Annotated in this window: 27 protein-coding genes and 1 tRNA gene; 17 read left to right on the forward strand and 11 right to left on the reverse strand. The window is 60.2% G+C overall.

Annotation, left to right across the window (positions count from 1 at the left end; translation table 11 throughout):
- Positions 1-111 precede the first annotated feature (111 nt).
- Positions 112-3,924 carry an anti-phage protein Upx gene (upx, locus tag IT775_RS13290; RefSeq protein ID WP_212701606.1) on the forward strand — a complete coding sequence of 1,271 codons (3,813 nt, stop codon included), beginning with the start codon at positions 112-114 and terminating at the stop codon, positions 3,922-3,924.
- A gap of 107 nt (positions 3,925-4,031) precedes the next feature.
- Here the strand turns inward: upx and IT775_RS13295 are convergent, their stop codons facing one another.
- On the reverse strand, positions 4,032-4,373 hold the full coding sequence (locus tag IT775_RS13295; RefSeq protein WP_212701607.1) for a helix-turn-helix transcriptional regulator: 342 nt from the start codon (positions 4,371-4,373) through the stop codon (positions 4,032-4,034).
- Between the two features lie 127 nt (positions 4,374-4,500).
- On the opposite strand from IT775_RS13295, the gene IT775_RS13300 reads away from it, so the two are divergent.
- The 3 genes from IT775_RS13300 (at position 4,501) to IT775_RS13310 (ending at position 5,897) form a co-directional block, all read left to right on the forward strand.
- Positions 4,501-5,115 carry a hypothetical protein gene (locus IT775_RS13300; RefSeq protein ID WP_212701608.1) on the forward strand — a complete coding sequence of 205 codons (615 nt, stop codon included), beginning with the start codon at positions 4,501-4,503 and terminating at the stop codon, positions 5,113-5,115.
- A gap of 227 nt (positions 5,116-5,342) precedes the next feature.
- Positions 5,343-5,720, forward strand: a complete 378-nt coding sequence (locus tag IT775_RS13305) for a hypothetical protein (RefSeq protein ID WP_212701609.1) — start codon at positions 5,343-5,345, stop codon at positions 5,718-5,720.
- Positions 5,721-5,897, forward strand: coding sequence for a hypothetical protein (locus IT775_RS13310; protein WP_212701610.1), 177 nt, complete (start codon positions 5,721-5,723; stop codon positions 5,895-5,897). It begins immediately after the preceding gene.
- A 105-nt stretch (positions 5,898-6,002) separates the two neighbouring features.
- Here the strand turns inward: IT775_RS13310 and IT775_RS13315 are convergent.
- Together IT775_RS13315 and IT775_RS13320 are read right to left on the reverse strand one after the other, a co-directional pair.
- Positions 6,003-6,078: transfer RNA gene (locus IT775_RS13315), tRNA-Ala, on the reverse strand.
- Between the two features lie 91 nt (positions 6,079-6,169).
- Positions 6,170-6,490, reverse strand: coding sequence for a TIGR02300 family protein (locus tag IT775_RS13320; protein WP_212701611.1), 321 nt, complete (start codon positions 6,488-6,490; stop codon positions 6,170-6,172).
- Positions 6,491-6,606: 116 nt separating this feature from the next.
- On the opposite strand from IT775_RS13320, the gene IT775_RS13325 reads away from it, so the two are divergent.
- From IT775_RS13325 to IT775_RS13365, 9 genes are all read left to right on the forward strand, one after another.
- Positions 6,607-7,299, forward strand: a complete 693-nt coding sequence (locus tag IT775_RS13325) for a M48 family metallopeptidase (RefSeq protein WP_212701612.1) — start codon at positions 6,607-6,609, stop codon at positions 7,297-7,299.
- Between the two features lie 31 nt (positions 7,300-7,330).
- Positions 7,331-7,981 carry a GntR family transcriptional regulator gene (locus tag IT775_RS13330; RefSeq protein WP_212701613.1) on the forward strand — a complete coding sequence of 217 codons (651 nt, stop codon included), beginning with the start codon at positions 7,331-7,333 and terminating at the stop codon, positions 7,979-7,981.
- A 7-nt stretch (positions 7,982-7,988) separates the two neighbouring features.
- Positions 7,989-9,173: a cation:proton antiporter gene (locus IT775_RS13335; protein WP_246525579.1), complete on the forward strand. Its 1,185-nt coding sequence runs from the start codon at positions 7,989-7,991 to the stop codon at positions 9,171-9,173.
- Between the two features lie 95 nt (positions 9,174-9,268).
- The gene (locus IT775_RS13340) at positions 9,269-10,066 is read left to right on the forward strand and encodes a S49 family peptidase (protein WP_212701614.1); all 798 of its coding nucleotides are present in this window, start codon (positions 9,269-9,271) and stop codon (positions 10,064-10,066) included.
- Between the two features lie 171 nt (positions 10,067-10,237).
- Positions 10,238-11,185, forward strand: a complete 948-nt coding sequence (locus IT775_RS13345) for a calcium/sodium antiporter (protein ID WP_212701615.1) — start codon at positions 10,238-10,240, stop codon at positions 11,183-11,185.
- Between the two features lie 21 nt (positions 11,186-11,206).
- Positions 11,207-11,989 carry an SDR family oxidoreductase gene (locus IT775_RS13350; RefSeq protein WP_212701616.1) on the forward strand — a complete coding sequence of 261 codons (783 nt, stop codon included), beginning with the start codon at positions 11,207-11,209 and terminating at the stop codon, positions 11,987-11,989.
- A 294-nt stretch (positions 11,990-12,283) separates the two neighbouring features.
- A complete protein-coding gene (uvrC, locus tag IT775_RS13355) occupies positions 12,284-14,149 on the forward strand; it encodes an excinuclease ABC subunit UvrC (protein ID WP_212701617.1) in 1,866 nt (621 codons plus the stop codon).
- A gap of 144 nt (positions 14,150-14,293) precedes the next feature.
- The gene (locus IT775_RS13360) at positions 14,294-14,836 is read left to right on the forward strand and encodes a hypothetical protein (RefSeq protein ID WP_212701618.1); all 543 of its coding nucleotides are present in this window, start codon (positions 14,294-14,296) and stop codon (positions 14,834-14,836) included.
- Positions 14,833-17,019, forward strand: coding sequence for an ATP-binding protein (locus IT775_RS13365; RefSeq protein WP_212701619.1), 2,187 nt, complete (start codon positions 14,833-14,835; stop codon positions 17,017-17,019). The genes IT775_RS13360 and IT775_RS13365 overlap by 4 nt, the downstream gene beginning before the upstream one ends.
- A gap of 101 nt (positions 17,020-17,120) precedes the next feature.
- Here the strand turns inward: IT775_RS13365 and IT775_RS13370 are convergent, their stop codons facing one another.
- Positions 17,121-17,450 carry a hypothetical protein gene (locus tag IT775_RS13370; protein ID WP_212701620.1) on the reverse strand — a complete coding sequence of 110 codons (330 nt, stop codon included), beginning with the start codon at positions 17,448-17,450 and terminating at the stop codon, positions 17,121-17,123.
- 132 nt (positions 17,451-17,582) lie between these two features.
- Between IT775_RS13370 and pgsA the strand changes: the two genes are divergently transcribed.
- Genes pgsA through IT775_RS13385 form a run of 3 tightly spaced genes read left to right on the forward strand, consistent with a single transcriptional unit; the run spans position 17,583 to position 18,937 of the window.
- On the forward strand, positions 17,583-18,245 hold the full coding sequence (gene pgsA / locus IT775_RS13375) for a CDP-diacylglycerol--glycerol-3-phosphate 3-phosphatidyltransferase (RefSeq protein WP_212701621.1): 663 nt from the start codon (positions 17,583-17,585) through the stop codon (positions 18,243-18,245).
- A 1-nt stretch (position 18,246) separates the two neighbouring features.
- Entirely contained in the window at positions 18,247-18,492 is a 246-nt protein-coding gene (gene moaD / locus IT775_RS13380; protein ID WP_212701622.1) for a molybdopterin converting factor subunit 1, read from the forward strand.
- Position 18,493: 1 nt separating this feature from the next.
- Positions 18,494-18,937 carry a molybdenum cofactor biosynthesis protein MoaE gene (locus IT775_RS13385; protein WP_212701623.1) on the forward strand — a complete coding sequence of 148 codons (444 nt, stop codon included), beginning with the start codon at positions 18,494-18,496 and terminating at the stop codon, positions 18,935-18,937.
- Here the strand turns inward: IT775_RS13385 and IT775_RS13390 are convergent, their stop codons facing one another.
- From IT775_RS13390 to IT775_RS13400, 3 genes are read right to left on the reverse strand one after another with little or no spacing between them, the layout of a single operon-like run.
- Positions 18,938-19,252 carry a 2Fe-2S iron-sulfur cluster-binding protein gene (locus tag IT775_RS13390; protein WP_212701624.1) on the reverse strand — a complete coding sequence of 105 codons (315 nt, stop codon included), beginning with the start codon at positions 19,250-19,252 and terminating at the stop codon, positions 18,938-18,940. It abuts the gene before it with no gap.
- Between the two features lie 11 nt (positions 19,253-19,263).
- On the reverse strand, positions 19,264-20,553 hold the full coding sequence (locus IT775_RS13395; protein ID WP_212701625.1) for a type I glutamate--ammonia ligase: 1,290 nt from the start codon (positions 20,551-20,553) through the stop codon (positions 19,264-19,266).
- 10 nt (positions 20,554-20,563) lie between these two features.
- A complete protein-coding gene (locus IT775_RS13400; RefSeq protein ID WP_212701626.1) occupies positions 20,564-21,820 on the reverse strand; it encodes a cytochrome P450 in 1,257 nt (418 codons plus the stop codon).
- A 100-nt stretch (positions 21,821-21,920) separates the two neighbouring features.
- Between IT775_RS13400 and IT775_RS13405 the strand changes: the two genes are divergently transcribed.
- Positions 21,921-22,610: a type 1 glutamine amidotransferase gene (locus IT775_RS13405; protein WP_246525581.1), complete on the forward strand. Its 690-nt coding sequence runs from the start codon at positions 21,921-21,923 to the stop codon at positions 22,608-22,610.
- Positions 22,611-22,673: 63 nt separating this feature from the next.
- Here the strand turns inward: IT775_RS13405 and IT775_RS13410 are convergent, their stop codons facing one another.
- From IT775_RS13410 to IT775_RS13425, 4 genes are all read right to left on the reverse strand, one after another.
- Positions 22,674-23,324 carry a GntR family transcriptional regulator gene (locus tag IT775_RS13410; protein ID WP_212701628.1) on the reverse strand — a complete coding sequence of 217 codons (651 nt, stop codon included), beginning with the start codon at positions 23,322-23,324 and terminating at the stop codon, positions 22,674-22,676.
- A gap of 7 nt (positions 23,325-23,331) precedes the next feature.
- Entirely contained in the window at positions 23,332-24,096 is a 765-nt protein-coding gene (locus IT775_RS13415) for an aldolase/citrate lyase family protein (RefSeq protein ID WP_212701629.1), read from the reverse strand.
- A gap of 1 nt (position 24,097) precedes the next feature.
- The gene (locus IT775_RS13420) at positions 24,098-25,513 is read right to left on the reverse strand and encodes a pyridoxal phosphate-dependent decarboxylase family protein (protein ID WP_212701630.1); all 1,416 of its coding nucleotides are present in this window, start codon (positions 25,511-25,513) and stop codon (positions 24,098-24,100) included.
- A 145-nt stretch (positions 25,514-25,658) separates the two neighbouring features.
- The gene (locus IT775_RS13425; protein WP_212701631.1) at positions 25,659-25,868 is read right to left on the reverse strand and encodes a DUF2783 domain-containing protein; all 210 of its coding nucleotides are present in this window, start codon (positions 25,866-25,868) and stop codon (positions 25,659-25,661) included.
- Between the last annotated feature and the right edge of the window lie 2 nt (positions 25,869-25,870).

Consider the following 25,870-nt stretch of genomic DNA (forward strand, 5'->3'; position numbering starts at 1 on the left):
AGGTCAGACATTTTACCGCTCGTTTTTCGAACGGTGAATCACGCCACCCGGCGGAAATCAATGGGTCCTGACCCTAGTGCCGTGCTTCCAATCAATCAAAGTGGTGTCCCAGTGAGTAACGAGCCAAAGCCAGAGTTCACGCAAAACGAGGCATTCGAAAAGTTTCATGAGATCTTTGCAGAACAGCAAAAATGGTCTTCTCTTTCTGTAACTTTGGACGACGTGGCAAAAGAGAATAAGGCACTTGTTCGAGATTTGAGCGGTTACGATCCCCGGATCGCGGTTCCCTTAATTGCCAGCCTCACGACAGTACCAAAATACCAATCAAACTGCCTTCGGTTAGAGTTGCTTGCAATGCTCGCATGGAGACACTGCAAGGGTAAGAAAAAGGCACACATAGGCCAAGCCGTGCGTTGGTTTCACGCGATCGGAAAGTCACGAAGTGCTTATGGAGAAGACCCGGCAGAAGATGTTTTTACGTCGCTGGTGATTGGTGTTGATCGGGATTTTCGGATCATTGAAGGATTATGGGAATCCGCCGGGTTTTATACCCAGATGGTGTATGACGTTGTGCAAACGATGCCGAATGAAGGCCATTGGGCAGAGATCAAAAGGTGCGTCGATGCCGTGCTAAGTATTTCAGATATCATCTGTCAGAATGCCGGCCTCTCACGCTATCAGATGGGGGACGACGATCCACAAAAATCCTTGTCTAGTCGTCACCTGCCGGGTCGAAACGCGCTGGTTGAAAGGGCTCGCATTCCGTTTGAAATGCTGGATGCAAGAGGCGTTCAACCCGACGACATCGCTCCATTCCTCATAGACCCTTGCTGTAAGGACGAAATCGGAAATCAGCGTGCCTCTCAAACAGCTCTACACTTCAAGCCTCTCGCTGTTCTTGATCGAGAGGCAGTGACTGTCGTGCTTCCAACATGTTTGTCACTGGCTATGCGAGAATACGTGATTGGAGAGATTTTCACTCACGGCCTGGAGGATGCGTTTGACAAAATGCTGACCAACAGATTTTCGGGCCTTCTACATGACACACCTTTGCTGGGTGGCCCGAGAGACGCCCCTGTTTATTGGCGCAAGGTTGGTCAACACCGTGTCTCTTCATTCGGCTTTCAATTTGACGAAGGTCACTTCATCTCTTTGCACTTCTTTGTGCCTAGCATTCGAACACATTCAGAAGGCGGATTTGCGGATATTTTTGAAGACGATGGAGGTTTAACCGATGCGCTTCAGGAAGACATGCTTGCGTCAATGGATCGCTTCGAAAAGGAAGAAGGCTTCCAAGCAGGGATGACACTTTTGATTGGTGGTGGCTGGGGCAAAGGCTACGCGACAAAGCACTTCGATGTGCATCGGGAAAACTGGCACTTCGAGTCCATCTCTATAGCTGACCTAGTTCGCGTCAGTTGGATGGCCGACATGAAGCCAGAGTATTTCTGGCGCATTCAGGACGGTTTGTCAGCGGTCGAGAGCAGAGGTGTACAAATCATCAATCCAAATGGCGTCTTGAACCTTTTGGGATGGGTGCGCCGAAACGACGGTCATTTCGTACCACATGCACAACTGCCGCCGGACCCGATTACACCTGATCGGCCCCTTATGCTCAATCCACCATTAAATATGCTTAGGACCGTCCGAGCGGAAGCCGATAGTGGTTATGACAAGCATAGTGCCCGCGATGAGGCTGGAAAACACCATGTTATTCAGAGGCCATCCCCAGACCCGTTCTTCGAAAGCGAAGGTTCAAGGAAGCTTTACGCGTCCATGACAGACGTGCGCGATGGCACGCTCACATCCTGCTACGAAGGGGTTGCACGGCTTTGGCTTGGCATAGAAACACCAAACATCTCCGACAAGAACGTCGAATACCGACTCTGGGAGATGGCTGGCGAATGGCTGCATCGGATTGGTTCGGTCGTTGATAAAGAGTATCCCGACCAAATCGGTATCGCTCCGATGCGGGCGAACCTTGTTTTCTTGGATGCTGTTGTTCCTGATGGAGATAAAGCAAAGCCGGACCGGTCAGAATTGGAAAAACTATGGTCTGTTGCAGTCTCGCACGAAAAGCGGTGTGCGACAGTTACTTTTGAAGCTGGCTTCATAGATGGTTTTAGAGTTGCTGAAAACATCGCTGAGCGTACGGTCGTCAGAGCGATGCTGACGGGTTTTCTTGAGTTGATCTTAGGTGAACTTCCAGACGGTATGCTCGATGAGTTCGAGAAGACTGTGGTTCCGAATGACGATGCGAGAAGCTTTCATTTCTTCCAGTCGCAGGGATTTATGGACTATGTACGCCAACTTCTACCAAAGAAAGTTGTATCGGTTGACGAAGTTGACGATGGCATTGCCAAGCTTGGTCTTGCTTGGCGCGTCAGAACCCCCGCTGATGGGGCGAAAGTCGAGGGCAGAAAGGAATGTACATCCTTTCTGAATAGTGTCGTTTCTTGCTTGGTAGACGACATTAGTGAGGAACTTCAGTTGCTGCCTCGTCGTTCATTTCTAAACATGCTCGTGCAAAATATTGAAAAAGCGAATGCCGAAGAAGACCACTGGCGGAGGACATCCGCAGCCATTTTGGGACTACATGGTCGGACCCCGGAAACACTTCGCAAGTACGTGCATCAGACTTCGAAGTTTGCCGCTGCGGGTATCGCAAGCAGGGTGTTGGCGGAAATGAGTGTTTGTATGTGCCCGATTGACGGCACAGTGCAACCATCAGCACTATCACTCTCCAGGCTTGTGTCGAGAACACTTTTGGTCGTGCGTCTAGGGGGGTTATCTGATGCAATTAGGTATAACGCGCTCCAACCTGAATTGACCCTTTCAGCGCTTGGGGACATCCTTTTCAAGAACGACTTTGGCGACTTGGTTGTTGAGCCACTGCTTGAAAGAGTTTTAGGCGACCGCTTTGTTGAAATCGCACCAAGGCAAAAGCAGAACTATGAGGCGCCAGAGGTTGTTCCCGAGACAAAAGGCGCAATTGATCAGAAGTTTTGGGATATTTGGACTGCCGAGATGGGCTTCGACCTTGATCAAGCGCGCAACATCATAGGGAGCCTTGAAGACATCGCTGTTGAAAAACAGATGCCCACACTCGAATTGAGAAGATCAGAAGTCATCCAAGCGGTGGTCAGCGGTTCAGTTGATCAAAATGTGGCAGACGCCTTCTTGGAACAGTTTTGTCTTAAGCCACGAAAGAGATGGGATCGAGTGCCAAAAGGTTTCGATATCAAGGACATCTATCCGTGGCGATTTGGACGCAGATTGTCTTTTGTTGTGCGTCCTATCGTTCAGGTCGATGAGGCTGATGATCCTCTTCTTCTTATCCCCCCATACTCTTTGCGAAAGGGTTTTGCTTATCTCTTCGACGGAGCCCACTCAGGCAGTCTTGATCAGAGCTTTTTTCAAACAGGCGAGATGCGAAATGACTGGTGGGGGTCTGCGAATGAGGGTCAACAGTTTGAAGCGTCCGTTAAGGAAGAGCTTTCAAAAAACGGTTGGCATGTTGAAGGCAACGTGCCGCTAACCAAAATCCTAAACAGAAAGCTCGACATTGACTACGGCGACGTGGATGTTCTGGCTTGGCGTGCAGATATGCAGGAGGTCTTAATTGTCGAATGTAAAAACCTTCAGTCTGCTAGAAATTACTCTGAGATTGCGGCAATGCTGTCAGAGTACCAAGGCGAAACGAAAGCTGGGAAACGGGACAAGCTGAAACGTCATTTGGACCGGGTAGACTTGCTATCCGCGAACAGTGTCGAACTTGGGCGCTACATAGGGAAAGATAGCGTTCAGGTAGTTTCATGTTTGTGCTGCCACGGCACAGTTCCGATGCAGTTTGCTAAAATCGAAACGCTTGAAAAAACGTGGGTCGGTTCGGTTTGTGATCTGATAGCACGCAGCGGAAATTGAACCCATTCACGGTCGACTTCGGATTTCAAAGGGGCTCCCAAATGTCCTCTTCGTCATGCTTTTGATTGTTGTTTTCGAGAGCAGCGAAAGTCGGCTTTCCGCCTTCTTCACCCTTCCTTCAGCGCTTCGATTTGCCTGATGGCAATGCGTAGCTGATCATCCTTCAGGCTGCGCAACAGTGTGGCCGCTTCGGCCTCAAGTTTCAGGCGGTTCGGGCTAACCTTGTCCTCGATCTTTCCGGCGGGGAAGAACTCGCGCAACGGCCGGTCGAGTGCTTCCGACAGCGCCATCAGGGTCTCGATGGTCGGCAGGCTTTTCGCTCGCTCGATGTTGGAAATGGCTTCGCTGGTGCGCTCGACGCGAGCCCCCAGTTCCTCCTGGGTCAGCTTAGCTTCCTTACGAAAGCTGCGCAGTTGCCCGGCCAAATAGGTCTTCAGAACGTGTTCCATCGCCCGAACTAGGCTTCGGACGGCAAGCCGATAAACCGAGTGAGCTTTGAAAAGTTTTGATAATTAGGAGCAGACTTCGTATTTGGGAAGATAACGGAGTTTTCTCGAACTAGGCTTTGTCCATTTGGTGAGTTTCGAAGACAATATCGTCATTGGTGCTGTTGATGTCGGCGCTCCCAAGAACATCGGCTGGGCTGTGCTTGGCGGCGGGGATTTGGAGCACGGTTTGAATCTGGATGACTTCGTGGCTCGCTTTGCTGAGCGTTCGAAGGGGCAGCCGTCTGCGCTGGGGTTCGAGGCACCCTTGTTCATTCCGCATGGACGGCCAGTTGAGAAACTGACGGGGCAGCGTAACGGCGAGAACGGACGGCCATGGTCAGCAGGAGCAGGTGCAACAGTCACCACGATTGGACTGGCTATTGTCTGCCATGTGCTGAGCGAGCTCCGTTCGCTTCAGCCAGATCGGCGGGCCATCCTTGATTGGCGTCAATGGCCCAAGGGCGATGACATCCTTTTGTTCGAAGCCTTTGTTAGCGGCGACAATCACGCCGGCCCCGGTGAACATTGGAAGGATGCTCTGAATGCGGCAGAAGGGTTCAGAGTTGCGCTGAACGACCTGGATGCGGCCAACGCAGTGCTGGAACCAGACGTGTTGTCCCTCGTCGGCGCCTGCATGTTGCGGACCGGGTGGAGCGATCACGTCGCTTTGCTTGAGGAAAGCTGCCTGGTGATCCGGCCCTGATTAGGATTCGAAAGCCGCACTGCGCCTGAAAAATCTGCCTCGGTGTGTTGTGCCGCTGTTCGGCGCTCGCTAGGTTCTCCGCAGGGACATCCGGTTTAAAGAAGTCTGATCATCGAACTGATCGCAATTAACGAACCGATGGCCACTATTTCTCTTGCCTTCCTGTTGGAACTGGACAGCTAACCCGCCCGCGGTTTTGATGGTGAGGCGCAACATGGGGCCGAGAAATGACAGACGACGCATGGATACAGACCATCAGTGGGCGCAAGTTCCCCGTCGGTGAACCCGACCCGGAGCAGATCGACATTGAGGACATCGCCCACGCATTGTCTCTGTTGGTCAGGTTCAACGGGCATTGCACGCGGTTCTATTCGGTGGCGGAACACAGCGTCCATGTTTCCCATGAGGTCGCTCCTGAACTGGCCCTGATTGGGCTCCTTCATGATGCCGCCGAAGCTTACCTTGGGGACGTTCCTTCCCCGCTCAAGAAGCAACTTTCTCAGTTCAGTGAATTTGAGCACAAGATGGAGTTGGCTATCGGCGAATGTTTTGGGGTCGACGCCAGCCTATTCAGTTGTAAAGAGCTCAAGCGGGCCGACATCTAAATGCTGTTGGATGAGAAGGCCGCACTGATGGTCGCCGAGCTTGAGCCTTGGCCGCCGAACGCGCCTTTAGTTAAGGAACCAGACCGAATTCAATGTTGGGAGCCGGACAATGCTAAAGAGGCTTTCCTGGCACGTTTTGTGGATCTCACTGCTGAATACGGTCACCAGAACAAGTGACCGAGCAGTGACCGGGGACTGTATGCAAAACGGTGACTGGATAGTCTGAAGGTAAGCGAATACCTCGCAACCCCTTCGAAAATATTCATAATATGGGTGGGGATTTGGTGGAGCCTAGGGGGATCGAACCCCTGACCTCTTGCATGCCATGCAAGCGCTCTCCCAGCTGAGCTAAGGCCCCAAATCTCAGACCGTTCCGGCCTGTGCGCCGCTACTTAGGCAATGCTGCGGGCGGGATCAAGCGGAAAATTCCGCCCGCAGACATGTTTTTGTTATTCGTCGTCTTCGGCCGGAACATCGGCCAGTTCGTCCAGCGAAACGTTGTCGTCTTCGTCTTCGTCCAGCAGGTCGTCGTCCAGATCGACATCGACATCGGCGTCATCCACCAGATCGGTATCGGCGTCCGCGTCGACGGCCTTGGCCTTCTTGGTGGCGGCGTCTTCGGCGTCGGCTGCGATCATGCGGCTCTTGCCGCTGTCCAGTTCGAGCACTTCACCGGTATAGGGGCTGACGATCGGGTCTTTGTTCAGGTCGTAAAACCGCTTGCCGGTGGTCGGGCAAACGCGTTTTACACCCCATTCTTCCTTGGCCATTTGCGGTCCTTTCAAATCTTGTGGTCTTGTCGACGATCTGCGCCAACTGCCATAACGGGCCATGGGTGTCAAAGGCTTTAAAGGATAGCATGCGCGTGATTTCGAACAAAGGCGATATGGGGCAACATATTCTTGATGGCAACCCCCCGGTTCGCGTGCATTTCCGCCGTTCCGCGAGGGCGCGGCGGTTGTCCTTGCGGGTGTCGGGGCTGGATGCCAAGGTCACGCTGACCCTGCCGCGCGGCATTCCGGCGTCGGAGGGAATCGCCTTTGCCGAGGAAAAGGCCGACTGGCTGCGCCTGCAATTGCGTGACCGGCCCGCGCTGGAACCCGTGGGGCTTGGCACCAGCCTGCCGGTGGAGGGGCGTTATCTGAACGTCGTGGCGGGAGCCGGGCGTGGCGTTGTCTGGGGCGACGGGGAAATCCGGGTGCCGGGCGATCCCGCAACCGCGGGGCGGCGGATCGCCGGGATTCTGAAACAGCTGGCGCGCGCGCGGCTGGCCGGGGCGTCGGATCGCTACAGCATCGCCCTGGGGCGCGAATATGCCCGGATATCGATGCGCGATACGCGGTCGCGCTGGGGATCGTGTTCGTCGGCCGGGGCGCTGATGTATTCCTGGCGCCTGATCATGGCGCCGCCCGGGGTGCTGGAGTACGTCGCGGCGCACGAGGTCGCGCATCTGCGTCACATGAACCATTCGGCCCGGTTCTGGGAGGAGGTGGAAAACCTCTATGGAGATTACGAGGCGCCGCGCCTGTGGTTGCGCGAAAACGGGTCCGAACTGCATCGCTACCGGTTTGGTGATTGACCGCGGCCGATTTTGTGATCACAAGTGACGCATGTTGATCTCGTCACGCACCGAATCCACCCCGAGCGCCGCTCATGACCGGGTCTATCGCGGCCTGCGCAGCAGAATCATGCATGGCGAGATCGAACCCGCCCAGGCGTTGACGCTGCGCGGCATCGGCAAGGAATTCGACGTTTCGATGACGCCGGCGCGCGAAGCCCTGCGGCGGCTGGTCGCCGAGGGCGCTCTGACGCTGTCGACGAGCGGGCGGGTGTCGACGCCCGAGCTGAGCAACGAGAGGATCGAGGAGCTGGCCGCGCTGCGGTCGCTGATCGAGGTGGAACTGGCCAGCCGGGCGCTGCCGCGGGCGCATATGGCGCTGATCGAACGGTTGCAGACGATCAACAGTTCGGTGGCCGAAATGGTCGCGCGGCAGGATGCGGTGGGCTACATCCGCACCAACCTGGAATTTCACCGCACGCTGTACCTGCGGGCGCAGGCGCCGGCGATGCTGGCGATGGCCGAAACCGTCTGGCTGCAACTGGGGCCGACGATGCGGGCGCTCTATGGTCGGTTGCGGCGCAAGGAGCCGCCGCATTACCACCGGCTGATCATTGCCGCGTTGCGCGCCGGCGACGAACCGGGGCTGCGGCTGGCGGTGCGTTCGGACGTGACCCAGGGTCTGAAGATGTTGGCCGGGTAGGCGCGTGATGCAGGGCGTGCAGATGGACATGGCGCAGGTTCTGGTCGTCCTCGGGGCGCTGTTCCTGGTCGGACTGGCAGCAGACGAGATCGGGCAGCGGACCCATTTGCCGCGTGTGACCTTGCTGCTTTCCTGCGGCGTTCTGGTCGGTGGGGCGGGGTTGGACCTGATCCCGCAGGAGGTGCGGGACTGGTATGAATTCCTGTCCGCGATGGCGCTGACCATGGTGGCCTTCCTGCTTGGCGGCGGCATGACGCCGGAAAACCTGCGTTCCAATGGCCGCGCGATCATGAGCGTTTCGCTGGTGGTGGTGCTGTCGACGGTGACCTGCGTCGCCGGTGGGCTGTGGCTGGTCGGGATCGATCCGGCGCTGGCGCTGGTTTGCGGCGCGATCGCCTGCGCCACCGATCCCGCCGCGACCGAGGACACCATTCGCCAGTCCGGCGCCAAGGGCGGTTTCCCCGACACGCTGCGCGGTATCGTGGCGATCGACGATGCCTGGGGGATGATCGCCTTCAGCCTAGCGGTCGTCGTGGCAAAGGCGCTGTCGCAGGGCGCGATGGATGGCGCGCTGCTGTACGATGCGGGGTGGGAAATCGGCGGTGCGCTGGTGCTGGGCGTAGTGATCGGCTGGCCTGCCGCGATGCTGACCGGACGGGTCAGAAAGGGCGAGCCGCTGCAATCCGAGGCCTTGGGCATCGTGTTTCTGACCGCCGGGATTTCGCTGTGGCTGGAGGTGTCGTTCCTGTTGACCGGCATGGTGGTCGGCGCGGTCATCGCCAGCCGGGCGAAACATCACGATTACGCCTTTCACGAAATCGAACACATCCGCTGGCCGTTCATGATCCTGTTCTTCGTTCTCGCCGGGGCGTCGCTGGATCTGTCCAACCTCGCCGGGATCGGGGTGATCGGCGCGGGCTATTTCCTGCTGCGGATCGCGGCGCGGGTGGTCGGTGGCGTGATCGGCGGCGCGGTCGGCGGGGTGCCGCGATCGCAGCGCCCCTGGTTCGGGTTGGCGCTGCTGCCGCAGGCGGGGGTCGCCGTCGGCATGGCGCTGGTCGCGGCGCAGGAATTCCCGGCATATGCCGAGGTTCTGCTGACGCTGGTGATCGGCACCACGGTTCTGTTCGAACTGGTCGGACCGCTGACGACGATGGTGGCGCTGCAACGGGCCGAGGGGCGCGAAGAGTGATCCTCTGGCTGGTTTCGCGCTATTTTGGTCACGAAATGCGGGGCCGGACGGGGCTGCGCCTTGTCTGCCCTGCAACCGGTGTCTAAATGGGCCTTATGAGTTTGAAGCTGCCCTTTCTGAAATCCCGTCCGCGCGTGGCCGTCATCCGTTTGCAGGGGATGATCGCAACCGGACCGCGCGCGCCTTTGAACGACGCGGCCCTGGCGCCGATGATCGAAAAGGCGTTTCGCAAGGGTAAGCCGGCGGCGGTGGCTCTGATCATCAACTCGCCCGGCGGATCGCCGGTGCAATCGGCGCTGATCGCGGACCGCATCCGCCGCCTGTCGCAGGAAAAGAACATCCCCGTCCATGCCTTCGTCGAAGACGTGGCGGCCTCGGGCGGCTATTGGCTGGCCGCGGCGGCGGACGATATCCATGCCGATCCGGCGTCGATCGTCGGGTCCATCGGGGTGATTTCCGCCGGTTTCGGCGCGCATGATTTCATCAGCCGCCACGGTATCGAGCGCCGCGTCTATACCTCGGTCAAGTCGAAATCCATGCTGGACCCGTTCCAGCCGGAAAAACCCGAGGACGTGGCGCGGCTGAAGGAAATTCTCGGCGACATGCACACGGTTTTCGAAGCCTATGTCAGGGATCGCCGGGGCGACAAGCTCCAGAACGATCCCGACCTGTTCAGCGGCCGTGTCTGGATGGGGCAGAAGGCGATGGAACTGGGCCTGGTCGACGGGTTGGCCCGGGCCGAGCCCAGGCTGAAGGAGCTCTACGGCGACAAGGTTCGGTTCATCCGCTACGACCGCCGCCGCGGCATCATGCAGCGGTTCGGCCTGTCGTTGATGGGCGACGCCGTGAACGCGATCGAGGAACGGGCCGCTTACGCGCGCTTTGGGCTCTGACATGATTTTCAAGATCATTTCCCTTTTTCTTGTCGGTATGGCGGTTCTGGCGATGTTCGGAAAATTCCGGTTTCCCGGACAGCGTCGTCTGAACGCAGCGAAATGTCCGCGCTGCGGGCGCTTCAAGATCGGCAAGGGCCCGTGCCCCTGCGAAAAGGGGAAACGCTGAACATGGCTGAATGGCTTTATGCCTCCCTCGGGCTGGTGATCCTGCTGCTGGCCGGCGATGCGCTGGTCAAGGGCGCGGTCAACCTAAGCCTGCGGATCGGGATCCCGGCGCTGATCGTCAGCCTGACCATCGTGGCCTTCGGCACCTCGGCGCCCGAATTGCTGATTTCGATCACCGCCGCGATGGAAGGTGTGCCGGGCATCGCGCTTGGCAACGTGGTGGGATCGAACACCGCGAATATCCTGATGGTGCTGGGGATTCCGGCGCTGCTGGCGCGGATGCACACCAGCGAATGCGACAGCCGCGAAAGTTTCCTGCTGATGATCGGCGCCTCGGTCCTGTTCATCGCGCTGTGTTTCATCGGCCGGTTCACCTGGATCAGCGGCCTGGTGCTGCTGGCGGCCCTGAGCGGCGTGTTGTTCCATTCCTTCCACAAGGCGCGGGCGCATATGGCGATGGGGGAAGAGGACGAACTGGAAGACCCCGAAGGCGCCGATCCCGACATGCCGTGGTGGAAGATCACGCTTTATATCGTGCTGGGGCTGATCGGGCTGCCGCTGGGCGCGGACCTGCTGCTGGACAGCGCGGTGACGATCGCGCGGATGTTCGACATTTCCGAAACCGTGATCGGGTTGACCATGGTCGCGGTGGGCACTTCGCTGCCGGAACTGGCGACCACCGTGATGGCGGCGCTGCGGCGTCAGGCCGACGTGGCCTTGGGTAACGTGATCGGGTCGAACATGTTCAACCTTCTGGCGATCATCGGCGTGGCGTCCCTGGTCAGCCCGATCCCGGTCGACCCGGCCTTCCTGCGGTTTGACCTGTGGGTGATGCTGGGGGCGTCTTTGCTGCTGATCCCGTTCGTGTTTTTCAAGATCGATATCACCCGGTCCTGGGGTGTTTTGTTGTCGGCGGCTTACGCAGGTTATATCGTTCTGGTTCTGAACTGATCCGATCGCAGGGGGCATCGAATGGCAGTTGCATTGGTCACGGGGGCGGGAAAACGCCTGGGGCGGTCGATGGCGGCCTATCTGGCCGGGCGCGGTTTCGACGTGGCGGTGCATTACGGCAGTTCCGTGCACGACGCGCAAAGCCTGATCGACGATATCCGCGCCATGGGCCGCAAGGCGGTCGGGTTCCAGGCCGACCTGCTGTCCGAGGCGGATACCCAGGCGCTGTTCCCGAAGGTCCTCGATGCTTTCGACGGCCCGGTGACCTGCCTGGTGAACAACGCCTCGGTGTTCGAACATGACCGGCTGGAAACCGCGACCCGCAAAAGCTGGGACCGGCATTTCGAATCCAATCTGCGCGCGCCTTTCGTCCTGACCCAGGCAATGGCGGCGCAGATACCCGATCCGGTGATGGATGACATGGACGAACCGGTGGCGCAGGGCGTCGTGGTAAACATGATCGACCAGCGGGTGCGCAAGCTGACGCCGGAATTCATGACCTATACTCTGGCCAAGATGGGGCTTTGGGCCTTTACCCAGACCGCGGCGCAGGGATTGGCCCCGAGGCTGCGCGTGAACGCCATCGGGCCGGGCCCGACATTGAAGGGCGCGCGCCAGTCCGAAATCCATTTCAAGGGGCAGCGCAACGCCACGATTCTGGGCCGCGGTTCGAACCCATCCGATGTGAATGCGGCGCTTGGATTTTTCCTAGATTCGCCAGCGGTTACCGGGCAACTGATATGTACCGATGGTGGTCAGCACCTGGGCTGGCAGACGCCTGACGTGTTGGGTGTCGAGGAGTAAACCGGGCCTTGCGCCTGAAGTTGTGCACCGGTCACTGTCCTGTCACAGTAGTGTTACAAAATATGTAATTCTTTCAAATACTTGTCCGAGACGTCAAAAAATATCGTGCAATATCAATGTGTTGCGATAGTGCCTATTTTTTATGCAAATCGTTGAACCGGGTTAAAAACAAGGAGAATTTCCACATGCCCGGAAGTTATCGGCAGAGTTATCCACAGAAACGGTGGAAAGCTTTTCTCTTGCCCTTTGATACCAAAGATTGCAGCGGCCGCCTGAGAATCATATCTGGTTAACATGCCTGATCCGACACCCGAATCGCTGACCGGCCACGCGCTGATTCAGTCCTATCTGAAGACCCTGGATGCCTCGCCCGGCGTGTATCGGATGCTGGATGCGCAGGCGCGGGTTCTCTATGTCGGCAAGGCGCGGAACCTGAAGGCGCGGGTGTCGAACTATGCCCGTCCGACCGGCCATTCGGGGCGGATCGCGCGGATGATTTCCGAAACCGCTTCGATGATGTTCCTGACCACGCGGACGGAAACCGAGGCGCTGCTGCTGGAACAGAACCTGATCAAGCAGTTGAAGCCGCATTACAACGTGCTGTTGAGGGATGACAAATCCTTCCCCAACATATTGGTGACCGGCGATCACCCGTTTCCGCAGATCAAGAAACACCGCGGCGCGAAGAAACAGAAAGGCAGCTATTACGGCCCCTTCGCCAGCGCGGGCGCGGTGAACCGGACGCTGAACCAGCTGCAGCGGGTGTTCCAGCTGCGCAACTGTTCCGACGCGATGTTTTCCAGCCGGTCGCGGCCCTGCCTGTTGTACCAGATCAAGCGCTGTTCGGGTCCCTGCGTCGGCAAGATCAGCGAGGCCGACTATGCCGCCACGGTGGCCGACGCCAAACGGTTCCTGTCGGGCAAGTCGACCGATATCCAGGAGAAGCTGGCGGCGGAAATGATGACGGCCAGCGACGCGATGAATTTCGAACGCGCCGCCGCCTTGCGCGACCGGATCAAGGCGCTGACCCAGGTGCAGACGGTGCAGGGGATCAACCCGCGCACCGTGACCGAGGCCGATATCGTCGCGCTGCATTTGGAAAAGGGTCAGGCCTGCGTGCAGGTGTTCTTCATCCGCGCCGGGCAGAACTGGGGCAACCGCGATTTCTATCCCCGGGTCGGGGCCGAGATCGAGGCGCCCGAGGTGCTGGAGGCGTTCCTTGGCCAGTTCTACGACAGCAAGGACCCGCCGCGCCAGATCATCCTGTCGCATCCGATTGAAAACGCCGACCTGATGGAACAGGCATTGAGCCAGAAGCTTGGCCGCAAGGTCGAACTTCTGGTGCCGAAACGGGGCGAAAAGGCCGAACTGGTCGCCGGGGCCGCGCGCAACGCCCGCGAAAGCCTGGCCCGCAAAATGTCGGAAAGCGCGACGCAGGCGAAGCTGCTGGCGGGGCTGGGCGAAGCCTTCGGCCTCGACGGGGCGCCGCAGCGGATCGAGGTTTACGACAACAGCCATATCCAGGGCACCAACGCGGTGGGCGGCATGATCGTCGCCGGGCCGGACGGGTTCATGAAGAACCAGTACCGCAAGTTCAACATCAAGGGCGAAGACCTGACCCCGGGCGACGATTTCGGCATGATGAAAGAGGTGCTGACCCGTCGCTTCAAGCGCCTGCTGAAAGAAGACCCGGACCGTGACAAGGGACTGTGGCCCGACCTTCTGCTGATCGATGGCGGTGCCGGGCAGGTCTCGGCCGTCTACGAGATCATGGAGGAATTCGGGGTCGAGGATATCCCGATGGTGGGCGTCGCCAAGGGCGTCGACCGCGATCACGGCAAGGAGGAATTCCACCGCCCCGGCGGCAGGCCCTTTGCGCTGAAGATGAACGATCCGGTGCTGTATTTCATCCAGCGCCTGCGCGACGAGGCGCACCGTTTTGCCATCGGTACCCACCGGGCCAAGCGGGCCAAGACGATCGGTGCCACGCCGCTGGACGATGTGCCGGGGGTGGGGGCGACGCGCAAGCGCGCGCTGCTGGCGCATTTCGGATCGGCCAAGGCGGTCAGCCGCGCGGCGTTGGCGGACCTGAAGGCGGTCGACGGCATTTCCGGTGCCCTGGCCGAAACCATCTACGATTTCTTCCACGAAAAAGGCTGACGGGCGCAGGATCCCGAAGGCATGTTGCCGCTTCGCGCTTTTTTGCGCCGGCGGGCGTCGTTCACGTTGATTAAAACGAAACGGTAAAATAGCTTCAAATATAAGCATGTGTTTTGGTCAAGCCGATCGCCGTCCGGTTCGACGGTGGGCCGGATCGATTTGGGTCGGAGGAAGACTGATCGGATGATGAAGTGTTTCGGTGGTCTGTCACGGGTGATGCCTCTGGTCATTGCGGGTCTGTACGCATCGCTTGCCGTCGCGCAGGAGGACGGCAGCCAGAGGATCAGCCTGTCCGGTGCGCTGGCCGAAGGGCAGGAAGGAAGCGCTACGATAAGCGAAATCGAGGCGGCGGGACTGCACGAGTTCACCCTGTTCAATCCCTATGATCAGCGTGAAGACCTGTACGCAGGCGTTTTCATTTCGGATCTGGTTGAAAAGTTTGGTGCCGAAGGGGCGCGGTCGGTCACGCTGATCGCACTCGACGACTACACGATAGATTTCAGCCGGGAGGAGTGGGATGATTTCGGCATCGTTCTGTCTACGCGCATGAACGGCGATTACTTCGGCTTTGACATGAAAGGCCCGATGCGCGTCGTATTCCCCGATTATGACGGCGCCAAACTCGAATATCAGGAAACACTGCCCAAATGGATTTGGATGATCACCCGGATCGAATTCAAAAAGTGACCCGATTCTGGAATGCCAGATACATTGTCGTCATCCTTCTGGGGATTGCCGCTGTCGCCGGCTATGCGACCTACGAATATCGCAACGGGCATCTGAGCCAGGAGAATTCCCGCCGCGTCGTCCAGATCATCAATTCTGCGCGCCTGACCTTCAAGATCGACAAGCTGAGCGGCAGGGCGCAGGAAGCCTATCAAAACGCGGTGCTGACGCAGAACGAGGCGGGCCTGGACGAGGCCTTGAACTATCTGCTTGGCGCAAAGGGCTTTGTGAACAGCCCCTACCTGTACCGGTACGAAGAGTTGCAGGTGGTGATCGGCCATATCGAGGAGAGCCGGCGCTTGATAGAAGAAGCGGGGCTTTCGCCAAGCCCCGAGCAGTTGGCCGAACTGCGCCGCAGGGTCGCACAGATCGACCGGATTACCGCGCAATACGAACAGGGCATCTATTCGGCCTACATGACCGAATACAGCAAGGGGCAGACAGAGAACCTCAAGGCGTCTCTTGGCATGCGGACATTGCTGGTGGCGCTGCTGGTGGCGCTGGTCGTCTTCGGGGTCATCGCTCTGTTCTTGCGGGCCGAACAGGTGCAGCATAACAAGCGGGTCGAGGCCGAATATGCCAGCAAGGCGAAATCGGCCTTCCTGGCGAATATGAGCCACGAAATCCGGACGCCGATAAACGGCATCGTCGGCATGATCGAGCTGTTGCAGAAAACCACCGAACTGAACGACGACCAGAGGCGGATGATCGAGGTTGTCCGCGATTCTTCGTATTTCCTGATGCGGATCATCGACGACATTCTGGATGCGTCGAAGATCGAGGCGGGCAAGCTCGAGATCGAAAGAACCGAATTTGCGCTGATCGAAGCGGTCGAAAAGGCCGCGGAATCGCTGGCATTGCAGGCGCAAAAGAGCAATGTGCAGTTCCTGATCGTTGTGGACGCGGATGTGCCGGACTGGGTCGAAGGCGATCCCTTGCGGTTGCGCCAGATTCTGCTGAACCTTCTCAGTAACGCGATCAAGTTTTCCAATTGGGGCGAAACCGAAGACAAGCGGGGCTTCGTCCAGCTTTGGGTCGACCGCGACAGCGAAGAGGGCTTCATCCGGTTCCGGGTGATCGACCACGGCATCGGCATGACCGACGAAACGATAAGGACCGTGTTCAGGCCGTTCCAGCAGGCCGAGCAATCCACGACCCGCCGCTTCGGCGGGACCGGGCTTGGCCTCGTGATCACCCGCAACCTGATCGACCTGATGGGCGGCGAGCTTGAGGTGAAGAGCAAAGTCGGCCGGGGCACGACCTTCACGGTTCGCCTGCCGTTTGCCCGGAAGGACGGCGGGGCAGGTACGGCCCGGATCGAAGGGACCAAGCTGATCCTGCAGATGGACAAGCCGATCTATAACGAACGGATCGCCCGTTTTTATGAATATCGCGGGGCCGATGTTATCGTGCCGAACAGTCGAGAAGAGCTGTTGGCTGCCGCTGCCGAAGCGGATGACGAAGCGGTGCTGATGCTGGCGCTTGAAACGCTGGAAGAAAACCTTGATCTTGTCGACCGGGTCATCGAATGCAATCCGGACTGCAACATTCTGGTGCTCGACCCGACCCGCGAAAATCCGAAGGGGCTGATCAAGAAGCGGCTCTATATTTCCTACCGGTTCCCGATGCAGTTGACGGACACCGTGCGCGGCATCGCCATGCTGACCGGCCGGATTGCGCGCGATGCCGTGAACGGGGAGGCGCCGTCCGCCGCCCTGTCCGCCAAGGCGCGGATGCCAAATCCGGGGCCGGTGCTGGTCGTCGAAGACAATCCGCTGAACATGGCCGTTCTGTCCCGGCAGTTGGAATTGCTGGGCGTCGGTTTCGAAACCGCGACGAACGGTGCGGAAGGGTTTTCGAAGTGGCGGGAAAACGGTTTCGACATGGTGCTGACCGATTGCCAGATGCCGGTGATGGACGGGTTGGAAATGACGCGGAAAATACGCGCTTTCGAGGCCGACGGCGGCGACCGGAAAACCGCGATCATCGCGATTTCGGCCAGCGCCCTGAAAGAAGAGGCCGAGCGCAGTTTCGAGGCCGGGGTCAGCGATTACCTGACCAAGCCGGTGCAGACCGCGGCATTGGAACAGGCGTTGCGGAAATGGCATCGCCGAAGCGGTTCCGAACCGCCACTCGACGCCTGAGACGCGGCGCGAAACGTCTGGGCATTGCCGCGAAGCACGGTTGCCGGTCCGGCCCCGCACGGGGGTGGGCGTGACGCACCGGTGAACTTCTTTGTCCCTGGTCAGGCCGTCTGAACAGACCCCAGAAGCCCGCCGTCGACGACACGGCGGACAAAGGGCGCCATCCCTTCGGGGCCGGATTCGCGGTCCTTGATATGGATGCAGACATCCGGGCGTTTCATCGCGATCACGCTGATCAGGTCGCCGCGCATCTCGTCGTCAAGGCTGCCGCCCATGATGACGCAGCAGATGTCGGGTTCGGTGTCCAGTTGCCGGATCACTTCGCCATGATCATGCGCGCCGAGCCAGCGGATCGGCAGGTGGTCCAGTTCCCTGGCCACATCGCCGATGACATTGGGCAGTTTGCCCACCAGAAGCACTACGGGATTCATTTCCTCCTCCTTACCTGTCCCGGGGCGGATAGGTTTTTCCATCGGGTCGGCCCCGGGATAAACCCATCATAGCACAGAATGTGGTGAAACGCCTGCTTCCCCCCGGTCGGAAGACAGGCTATTCAAGGCGTTATGAACTGGACGATCCCCAATATCCTGACCGTTATCCGGCTTGCCGCCGCGCCCGGCGTGGCCGTGATGTTCCTGTATTTCGCCCGGCCCTATGCCGATTGGTTCGCGCTGCTGCTGTTCATCGGTGCGGCGGTGACCGATTGGTTCGACGGCTACCTAGCCCGGCTTTGGGGGCAGGAAAGCAAGATCGGCGCGATGCTCGACCCGATCGCGGACAAGGCGATGGTGGTGATCGCGCTGATGGTAATCGTGGGCTATTCGTCGATGTCGCCCTGGCTGGTGCTGCCGGCGACCTTCATCCTGTTCCGCGAAATCTTCGTGTCGGGCCTGCGCGAATATCTGGGCGATACCGCCGGCACGCTGAAAGTGACCAAGCTGGCCAAGTGGAAAACCACTCTCCAGATGTTTGCCATCGCGACCCTGTTTGCCCACGGCGTGTTCGAGCACTATTTCGGAATGAGCAGCCTTGGCATGGATGCGGGCATCGTCGAAGACATCCTTGCCGGGCGCGAAGAAGACGTTGTTGGCCTGGGCTGGAAAATGCGCGGCATGATCTGGTCCGCCAATCTGGGGCTTGTCCTGCTCTGGGTCGCGGCTCTGCTGACGCTGATCACCGGGTATGACTATTTCCGCAAGGCCCTGCCGCATCTGAAGGACGACTGACATGGACGTTTTGTATTTCGCCTGGGTTCGCGAACGTATCGGCATCCCGCGGGAAAAGGTCGAAACCTCGGCCGCGACGGTGGCCGATCTGGTCGCGGAACTGCGCACCCGCGAAGAACGCTACGAGGTGGCCTTTTCCGACCTCAGCGCGCTGCGCGTCGCGGTCGATCAGGAACTGACCGATTTCGACGCATCGCTGGATGGCGCGCGGGAAGTGGCTTTCTTCCCGCCCATGACCGGGGGCTGAAATGATTATCCGGGTACAGTCCGAACCGTTCGATCTTGGCGCGGAAACCAACGCCTTCGCCGATGCGCAGAATGGCATGGGCGCGGTGGTGACCTTCACCGGCATCGTGCGCGACCTGCCGGGTGAAGGTCTGGACCGGATGGAAATCGAACATTATCCCGGCATGACCGAAAAGGCGCTTGAGAAGATCGCGCAACAGGCGTCGGAGCGGTGGGACCTGGGCGACGTTCTGATCATCCACCGCTATGGGAACCTGAAGGCGGATGACCGGATCATGATGGTGGCGACATCGTCGCGCCACCGTGTCCATGCCTTCGAGGCGGCGGAATTCCTGATGGATTATCTGAAATCCCGCGCCCCGTTCTGGAAAAAGGAATTCACCGCCTCGGGCGCCGAATGGGTCGCCGCCAAGGATGCGGACGAAGCGGCGCTGGACCGCTGGTGATCAGACTTCCGGCACGATCAGTACCAGACCGTCGAGATCGCCGCGCGCGGTGATCTGGCAGGACAGGCGCGAATTGTCCTGCCGGGGGGCTTCGGCCGCGTCGAGCATGGCGTCTTCGAAATCGTCCGCCGTTCCGGTTTTGCCGGCCCATGCCGCTTCGACATAGACGTGGCAGGTGGCGCAGCTGAGATTGCCGCCGCATTCGCCGATCACGTTCGGCACGTTGTTGGCGACGGCGGCCTCCATCATGTTCAGCCCGTCATCGACATCAGCGGTGATTTCGCCGCCATCGGGCAGTTTCCAGGTCACTTTCATCGGCATGTTCCTCAGACGAACCAGACATAGAAGTCGCGCAATTGGTCGCCTTCCAGATCCTTGGTTTTCTTGACTTCCTTTTCCTTCATGAAGACGTGGTTGGCGACCAGTTCCGCCCCCACCGCGTCGCCCAGCACCGTGTCGGTCTTCAGATCGGCAATCGCGCCCTTCAGGGTAACGGCGGCGCTGTCCTTGGCGTCCCAGTTTTCGAACCCGTCGCCGGTTTCGATCGGTCCCAGATCGTATTTGTTCACCACGCCCAGACGCGCGGCCTGCAGCACCGCGGCGGTGGCGGTATAGGGATTGGCCGAGGCATCGGCGGTGCGGTGTTCCAGCCGCGCCTTGGCGCCGCCTTCGGAGGATATCCGCGTGGTCACGTTGCGATGGTCGCCGCCCCAGTTGCACCAGAATCCCGACAGCGATCCCGGCTGCAGCCGCTGGTAGGAATTGGCGGTGGGCGCGATCAGCCCGGCCAGCCCCTTGTGATGGTGCATCAGTCCCGCAACGCAGCCGCGCGCCAGGTCGTTCATGCGCTCCGGCCCGCCCTTTTCGCCGCTCGACAGCGCGTTGCCGCCGGCTTCGTCCAGGAAGGAGAAATTCACATGCAGCCCCGATCCGCTGGCCTCGGCGATCGGTTTGGGCAGGAAGGACAGAACGATGCCGTGTTCCAGCGCTATCTCGCGCGCCATCAGGCGGAACAGCACGATATCGTCCACCGCCCTGACCGCTTCGTCGAAGGTCAGCGTGTATTCGAATTGCGGGCTGTCATATTCGGCGGTGATCATGTCGAGCCGGAAGCCCAGTTCGTCCGCCTTTTCCCAGATCGCGTCGTTGAACCGCATCGGGTCGGTGAAGTTGCCGGTGCCGTAGACATGCGCGCCGGGGGTGTCATAGGGCACAAGCCGGCCGTTTTCATCGGCGACCAGCGCATAGGCCTCCAGTTCCAGCCCGACCTTGGGCGTCAGCCCCAGTGCCTGCCAATCCTTCACGGCCCGTTTCAGCGCCTGCCGTCCGCACAAGGGCAGGGGCTGTCCGTCGGTGTCGTACAGGTCGCCCACCACGATCTTGGTGGCCCGTTCCCAGCTGTCGCGGATTTCCTCGCCGTGCCAGTGCAGTTCCATGTCCGGCAGGCCCTGCATCATCATCGCGCCGGGCGCGTCGAGCAGATCCTTGTCGTAATGCACCCCGAAGGTGGACCGGCAGAACCGGGTCGTGCCATCGCCGATCTTCGATCCGGGCAGGTATTTGCCCCGCATGATCGACAGGTGATCGCAAAATAACGCGCGCAGGCGTGTGTTCATCGTTGGCTCCCTATTTGGCGACTACCTTGACCGGCAGTTCCTTGATCCCGCCCACGAAATTCGAGCGCAGGAATTTATGCGGGCCGTTGGCCTCTATTGATCTGATCCGCTTGGCGAGTTCCGGGAACAGCACACGGACCTCCAGCCGGGCCAGCCACATGCCCAGACAAACATGCGGGCCGCCCTGGCCAAAGGACAAATGTTTGTTGGGCGTGCGTTTCAGGTTCACCCGGAAGGGATCGTCGAACACGGTTTCATCGCGGTTGGCCGAGGACCACCAGTACAGCACCTTGTCGCCTTCCCGGATGGTCTTGCCGTGCATTTCGACGTCCCTAGTGGCGGTGCGGCGGAAATAGAGCGCGGGCGTGGCCCAGCGGATGATTTCATCCGGCGCGGTGTCCCAGATGTCTTCGGTTTGCATCTGGGCCAGCAATTCGGGCTGGTGGCACATCGCCTGAATGCCTGCGGCGATGGAATAGCGGGTGGTGTCGTTGCCGGCGGCGACCAGCAGGCAGAAGAAGTTGCGGAATTCTTCTTCGGTGATCACGCTGCCATCCTTGGCCGGTTGCAGGATCAGGTGCAGGACGCCGCTGGTGTCGCCGGCCGCGTCCTTCCTCGCCATCAGCTCCTTGGCATAGTTGTAAAGCTCGGCCCCCGCGGGCGAATTGAACGGCATCAGGCGGAATTCGTCCGTCGTCATCTTGTCGAGCACGTGATCGGTGAAATCCGGGTCGGTATTGGCGATCAGCGCATCGCCCTTTTCCACCAGCCAAGGCAGGTCTTCCTCGGGCAGGCCAAGGATCCGGCCCAGCATCCGCATCGGCAATTGCCGCGCGATGTCCTTGGTGGCGTCGAAGCTGCCCTTTTCCAGCGCCACGTCGAGGATGTCGTCGCAAAGCGCGCGGATATCGTTCTCGAATTCGGCGATGACCGGCTTGGAAAACGCCTTGGCCACCTTGATCCGGGTCATCATGTGTTCCGGCGGGTCGGTTTCCTGGAAGGTGCGCCGGGCGAGGTATTCCTCGTAGGTCTGGTCCTCCATCCGGATGCCGCGGGCAGAGGAGAAAATCTGCGGCTGGCGGTTCATTTCGGAAATGTCGGCATGGCGGGTGATCGACCAGAACCCTTCGCCGCCGTCCCAGTCTGTCCAGTGCACCGGGTCGTCGCGGCGCAGCCGGGCAAAGGTGTTGTGCGGCGCGCCGGTCACAAAGGTATCGTGGCTGGTCAGGTCGGCGAAACCGTCGTCGGTGGGGGTCCAGACCGTCATCATCATACCTCTTGTTGTTAACTTGTTACGTATATTAAAAAGCGCTATAAATATGTAAAGAAAAATCTCAGGCGGGACCGGAATGCGTATCGCGATCTTGATGACGAACACCGATGAAAGCGAATTTGCCGAACAGCATCAGAAGGATGGTGAAAAATTCACCGCCCTTTTGCAGCTCGCCCGGCCGGACTGGCGGACGCAGGTCTTCGCGGTCAAAGACGGGATCTTTCCCGAATTGCTCGAAGGTTTCGATGGTGTGCTGATCACCGGCAGCCCGGCCTCGGTTCATGACTGCGATCCCTGGGTGGGGCGGCTCTTGGACCTGATCCGCGAAATCGTGGCAAAGGGCCTGCCGCTGTTCGGCGCCTGTTTCGGCCATCAGGCGATCGCGCTGGCGCTTGGCGGCAAGGTCGAACGGAACCCCGGAGGCTGGGTGTTCGGCCGGACCGAAACCGAAGTGACCGACCGCGCCGCGTGGATGCAAGGGTTGCCCGACCGGATCGGTCTCTATGCCGCCCATGTCGAACAGGTCACGAAACTGCCCGACGGCGCCCGCATCCTGAGCGCAAACGCCGAGTGCGCCGCCGGCGCCTTCGCCATCGGCGACCGGGTCTACACCACCCAGTACCACCCGGAAATGACCCCCAATTTCATCGCCGCCCTGACTGAGGAAATGCAGGGCAAGCTGCCCGGGGACGTGCTGGCAAAGGCCCGCGCCTCGCTCTCCGCCCGCGCCGACACCGAAGCCTTCGCCGAAAGCCTGGCGCTGTTCTTCGAACAGGCGCAATAACCGCTTTTTCTTGGCAGAAATACCCGCGGGGGAGCCCCGCAGGGGCGGGGGCGGCAGCCCCCTTCACCCCAGTGCGGCCAGAAGATCCAGCGCGGTCACATGGTCGAAATGCACATGCGCCTCCATCGCGGCCTCGGCTTCTGCCGATTTGCGCGCGGTGATCAGGTCGGCGATCTGCCGGTGTTCGCGGGCCGAGGCCGCGATCACCCCGGCATAGTGATAACGCGCCCGGTAGTAGGCCATCAGCTTGCGCGCGTTCATCTTGATCATGTCCAGCAGGAAGGGATTGCCCGCCGCTTCGGCTACTACCCGGTGGAAATCGAGGTTGAGCTGGTAATACTGGTCCGGTTCCGCGTCGCCCAGCCGCGCGGCATGGTCCTCGCAGGCGACCACCGCCGCTTCTAGCGCGGCGCGGTGGCTGGGCGACAGGCGGCGCGCGGCCAGTCCCGCCGCCTGGCCTTCCAGCTTGGCGTGGACCTCGAGGATGGCGAGGAATTCCTCCAGCGTCGGCTTGAACACCACCGCGCCCTTGCGCGGGGTGCGGCGGATCAGGCCGGCGGTTTCCAGCTGGATCAACGCCTCGCGCACCGGGGTGCGCGACACGTTGTGGGTGTTGATCAGGGTCTGTTCCTCGATCACGCCGCCGGGATTCAGCGCGCCGCTTTCGATCGCGTCGAGGATCGCGGTGATGATCGTGTCGGTCTGCCCCGCCATCCGTCTGTTATTTCCACTGCGCCATGGTTGCCCGCGCCGCCTTGGCCAGCATGACGACGTCGATGCCCACGGCCAGGAACTGCGCGCCCCAGTCGCGGTATTCGGATGCCACGGCCTGATCCACCGCCAGGATGCCGGCGGCCTTGTCCGACGCCGCGATTTTGCCCAGGCAGTCCTTGATCACCGCGCGCACCTCGTCATGGCCGCTCTGGCCCGAATGACCCAGATCGGCGGCCAGGTCGGACGGGCCGATGAAGACACCGTCGACGCCCTCGACGGCGAGGATCGCATCGAGGTTTTCCACCCCCTTGCGGGTTTCGACCTGCAGTAGCAGGCAGATCTGTGCGTTGGCGGTCTGGATGTAATCGGGAATGTCGGAAAAGCGCGAAGCGCGGGCCAATGCTGCGCCCGATCCACGAATGCCCTCGGGCGGGTAGCGGCAGGCACGGACCAGATCGCGGGCCTGCTCGGCGGTTTCCACCATCGGGATCAGCAGCGTCTGCGCGCCGACGTCCAGCGCCTGCTTGATCAGCCACTCGTTGCCGATGGGCAGGCGCACCACGCCCTCGGAATGTTTGCCGTCGAGGATCTGCAGCTGGTGCATTATGCTGCGCAGGTCGTTGGGCGCGTGTTCGCCGTCGATCACCAGCCAGTCGAAATTCGCGGTGGCGAGGATTTCGGTCGCATAAGGATCGGCAAACCCGGCCCAGCAGCCGTACTGCATGTCGCCCCGCTTCAGCGCGGCCTTGAAGGTGTTGAGTGGTGCGGGCATGTCAGGCGTCCTTCAGTCGGTTGGCGGTTTCCACGATCACGTCGAAAGCGGTGTCGATATCGTCTTGGGTACAATCAAATTGCCCGGCCTGGAAGCGGATCACCAGTTTGCCGTCGGTGCGGGTCTGGGTCAGGTAGATGCGGCCACCGTCGTTGATCGCGTTGATCAGCGCCAGCGTGGCGTCGTCCGCGTCCTGCCCTTCGGGCGTGAAGCGGAAGGTGAACAGCGACAGAACCGGGTCGGTGACGATTTCGATATCGGGCACCGCGCGCAGCCTTTCGGCCAATCCTTGCGACCACGTCACGTGGTTGCGGATCATCCGGCGCAGCCCGTCCAGGCCATAGGCGCGGATCAGGAACCACAATTTCAGCGCCCGGAACCGGCGGCCCAGCGGCACAGACCATTCGGAATAGTTGATGATCCCGTCGGCGCCGTGGGTTTTAAGGTATTCCGGCTGGATCGCGAGCGTGCGGGTCAGGTCCTCGGGCGATTTGACGAAATGGGCCGACAGGTCGAACTGGGTGCCCAGCCATTTATGCGGGTTGAAGACGATGGAATCGGCGGCTTCCACCCCTTGCCACAACTCGCGGTATTCGGGGCAGATCATCGCCGCCCCGGCCCAGGCCGCGTCGACATGGGTATAGAGGTCGTATTTCTTCGCCACCGCGATGGTGGCGGCGATGTCATCGCAGGCGCCGGTGCCGGTGCCGCCGGTGCAGGCGACCACGCCCGCGGGCAGGTAACCGGCCTCGATATCGGCCTTGATCGCGTCTTCCAGCGCTGCCGTATCCATCGACCGCAGCGGCCCCCGGGTGGGAATGCGCACCAGGTTGGCCTGGCCGATCCCGGCGATCCAGATCGCCCGGTCGACCGAGGTATGAACCTCGTTCGAACAATAGACCCGCAGCGGTTTCTGACCCGGCAGCCCGTTGGCGTTGCCGTCCCAGTTCAGCACGCGTTCGCGCATCACCAGCACGGCGGCAAGGGTGGCCGAGGACGCGCTGTCCTGGATGACGCCGGAAAAGCCGGTGGGCAGGCCCAGCGACTGGCGCAGCCAGTCCATCATGCGGGTTTCCATCTCGGTCGCGGCGGGCGAGGTCTGCCACAGCATGCATTGCGGCGCCATCGCGGTGACAAGGTTGTCGGCCAGAACCGCGGCGGGCGAGGCGTTGGAGGGGAAATAGGCGAAGAAGCGGGGATGCTGCCAATGGGTGATGCCGGGCATCACGATGGATTCGAAATCGGCGACGATATCCTCGATCGGCTGCGGTGCGTCGGGGGGCGATGCGGGCAGTTGCGCCATCACCTCGCCCGGCTTGGTCTGCGCCCGCACCGGCCGGTCGCGCAGGCCCGCGTGGTACTTGGCCGCCCAATCTGCCGCCCATTTGCCCCATTTGGGGAATTCGCTCCACCGCATGATTGCCTCCTCTTTATATTAACATGTTAATTAACATGCGTGCCGTATTTGCGGCAAGGGCAATCGAACACCGGTCTGGGGGAAGGTCAAGAATCAAAGAAGCGGCCCCCGAGAGGGCCGCTTCCGACTTTTCTACCGACGAGGATCAACCGGGTTGATGTGTCGATTCCTTCGCAGCCTTCAGCGCCGCGACCAGCACCTCGCGATCGCCGATCTGGTTGGCCAGGATCAGGATCAGCCGGGCGTTCAGAGCGTCGCTTTCGGCCTTGCTCAGCCCTTCGTGGACGGCCAGCAGGTCAGCATAGAAGTCATCGGCATTGTCGATATTCGGCGTCAGGGTCAGGGTCAGGGACATCT

This window comes from Thalassovita aquimarina, assembly GCF_018219815.1.
GTDB classification, from domain to species: Bacteria; Pseudomonadota; Alphaproteobacteria; order Rhodobacterales; family Rhodobacteraceae; genus Thalassobius; species Thalassobius aquimarinus.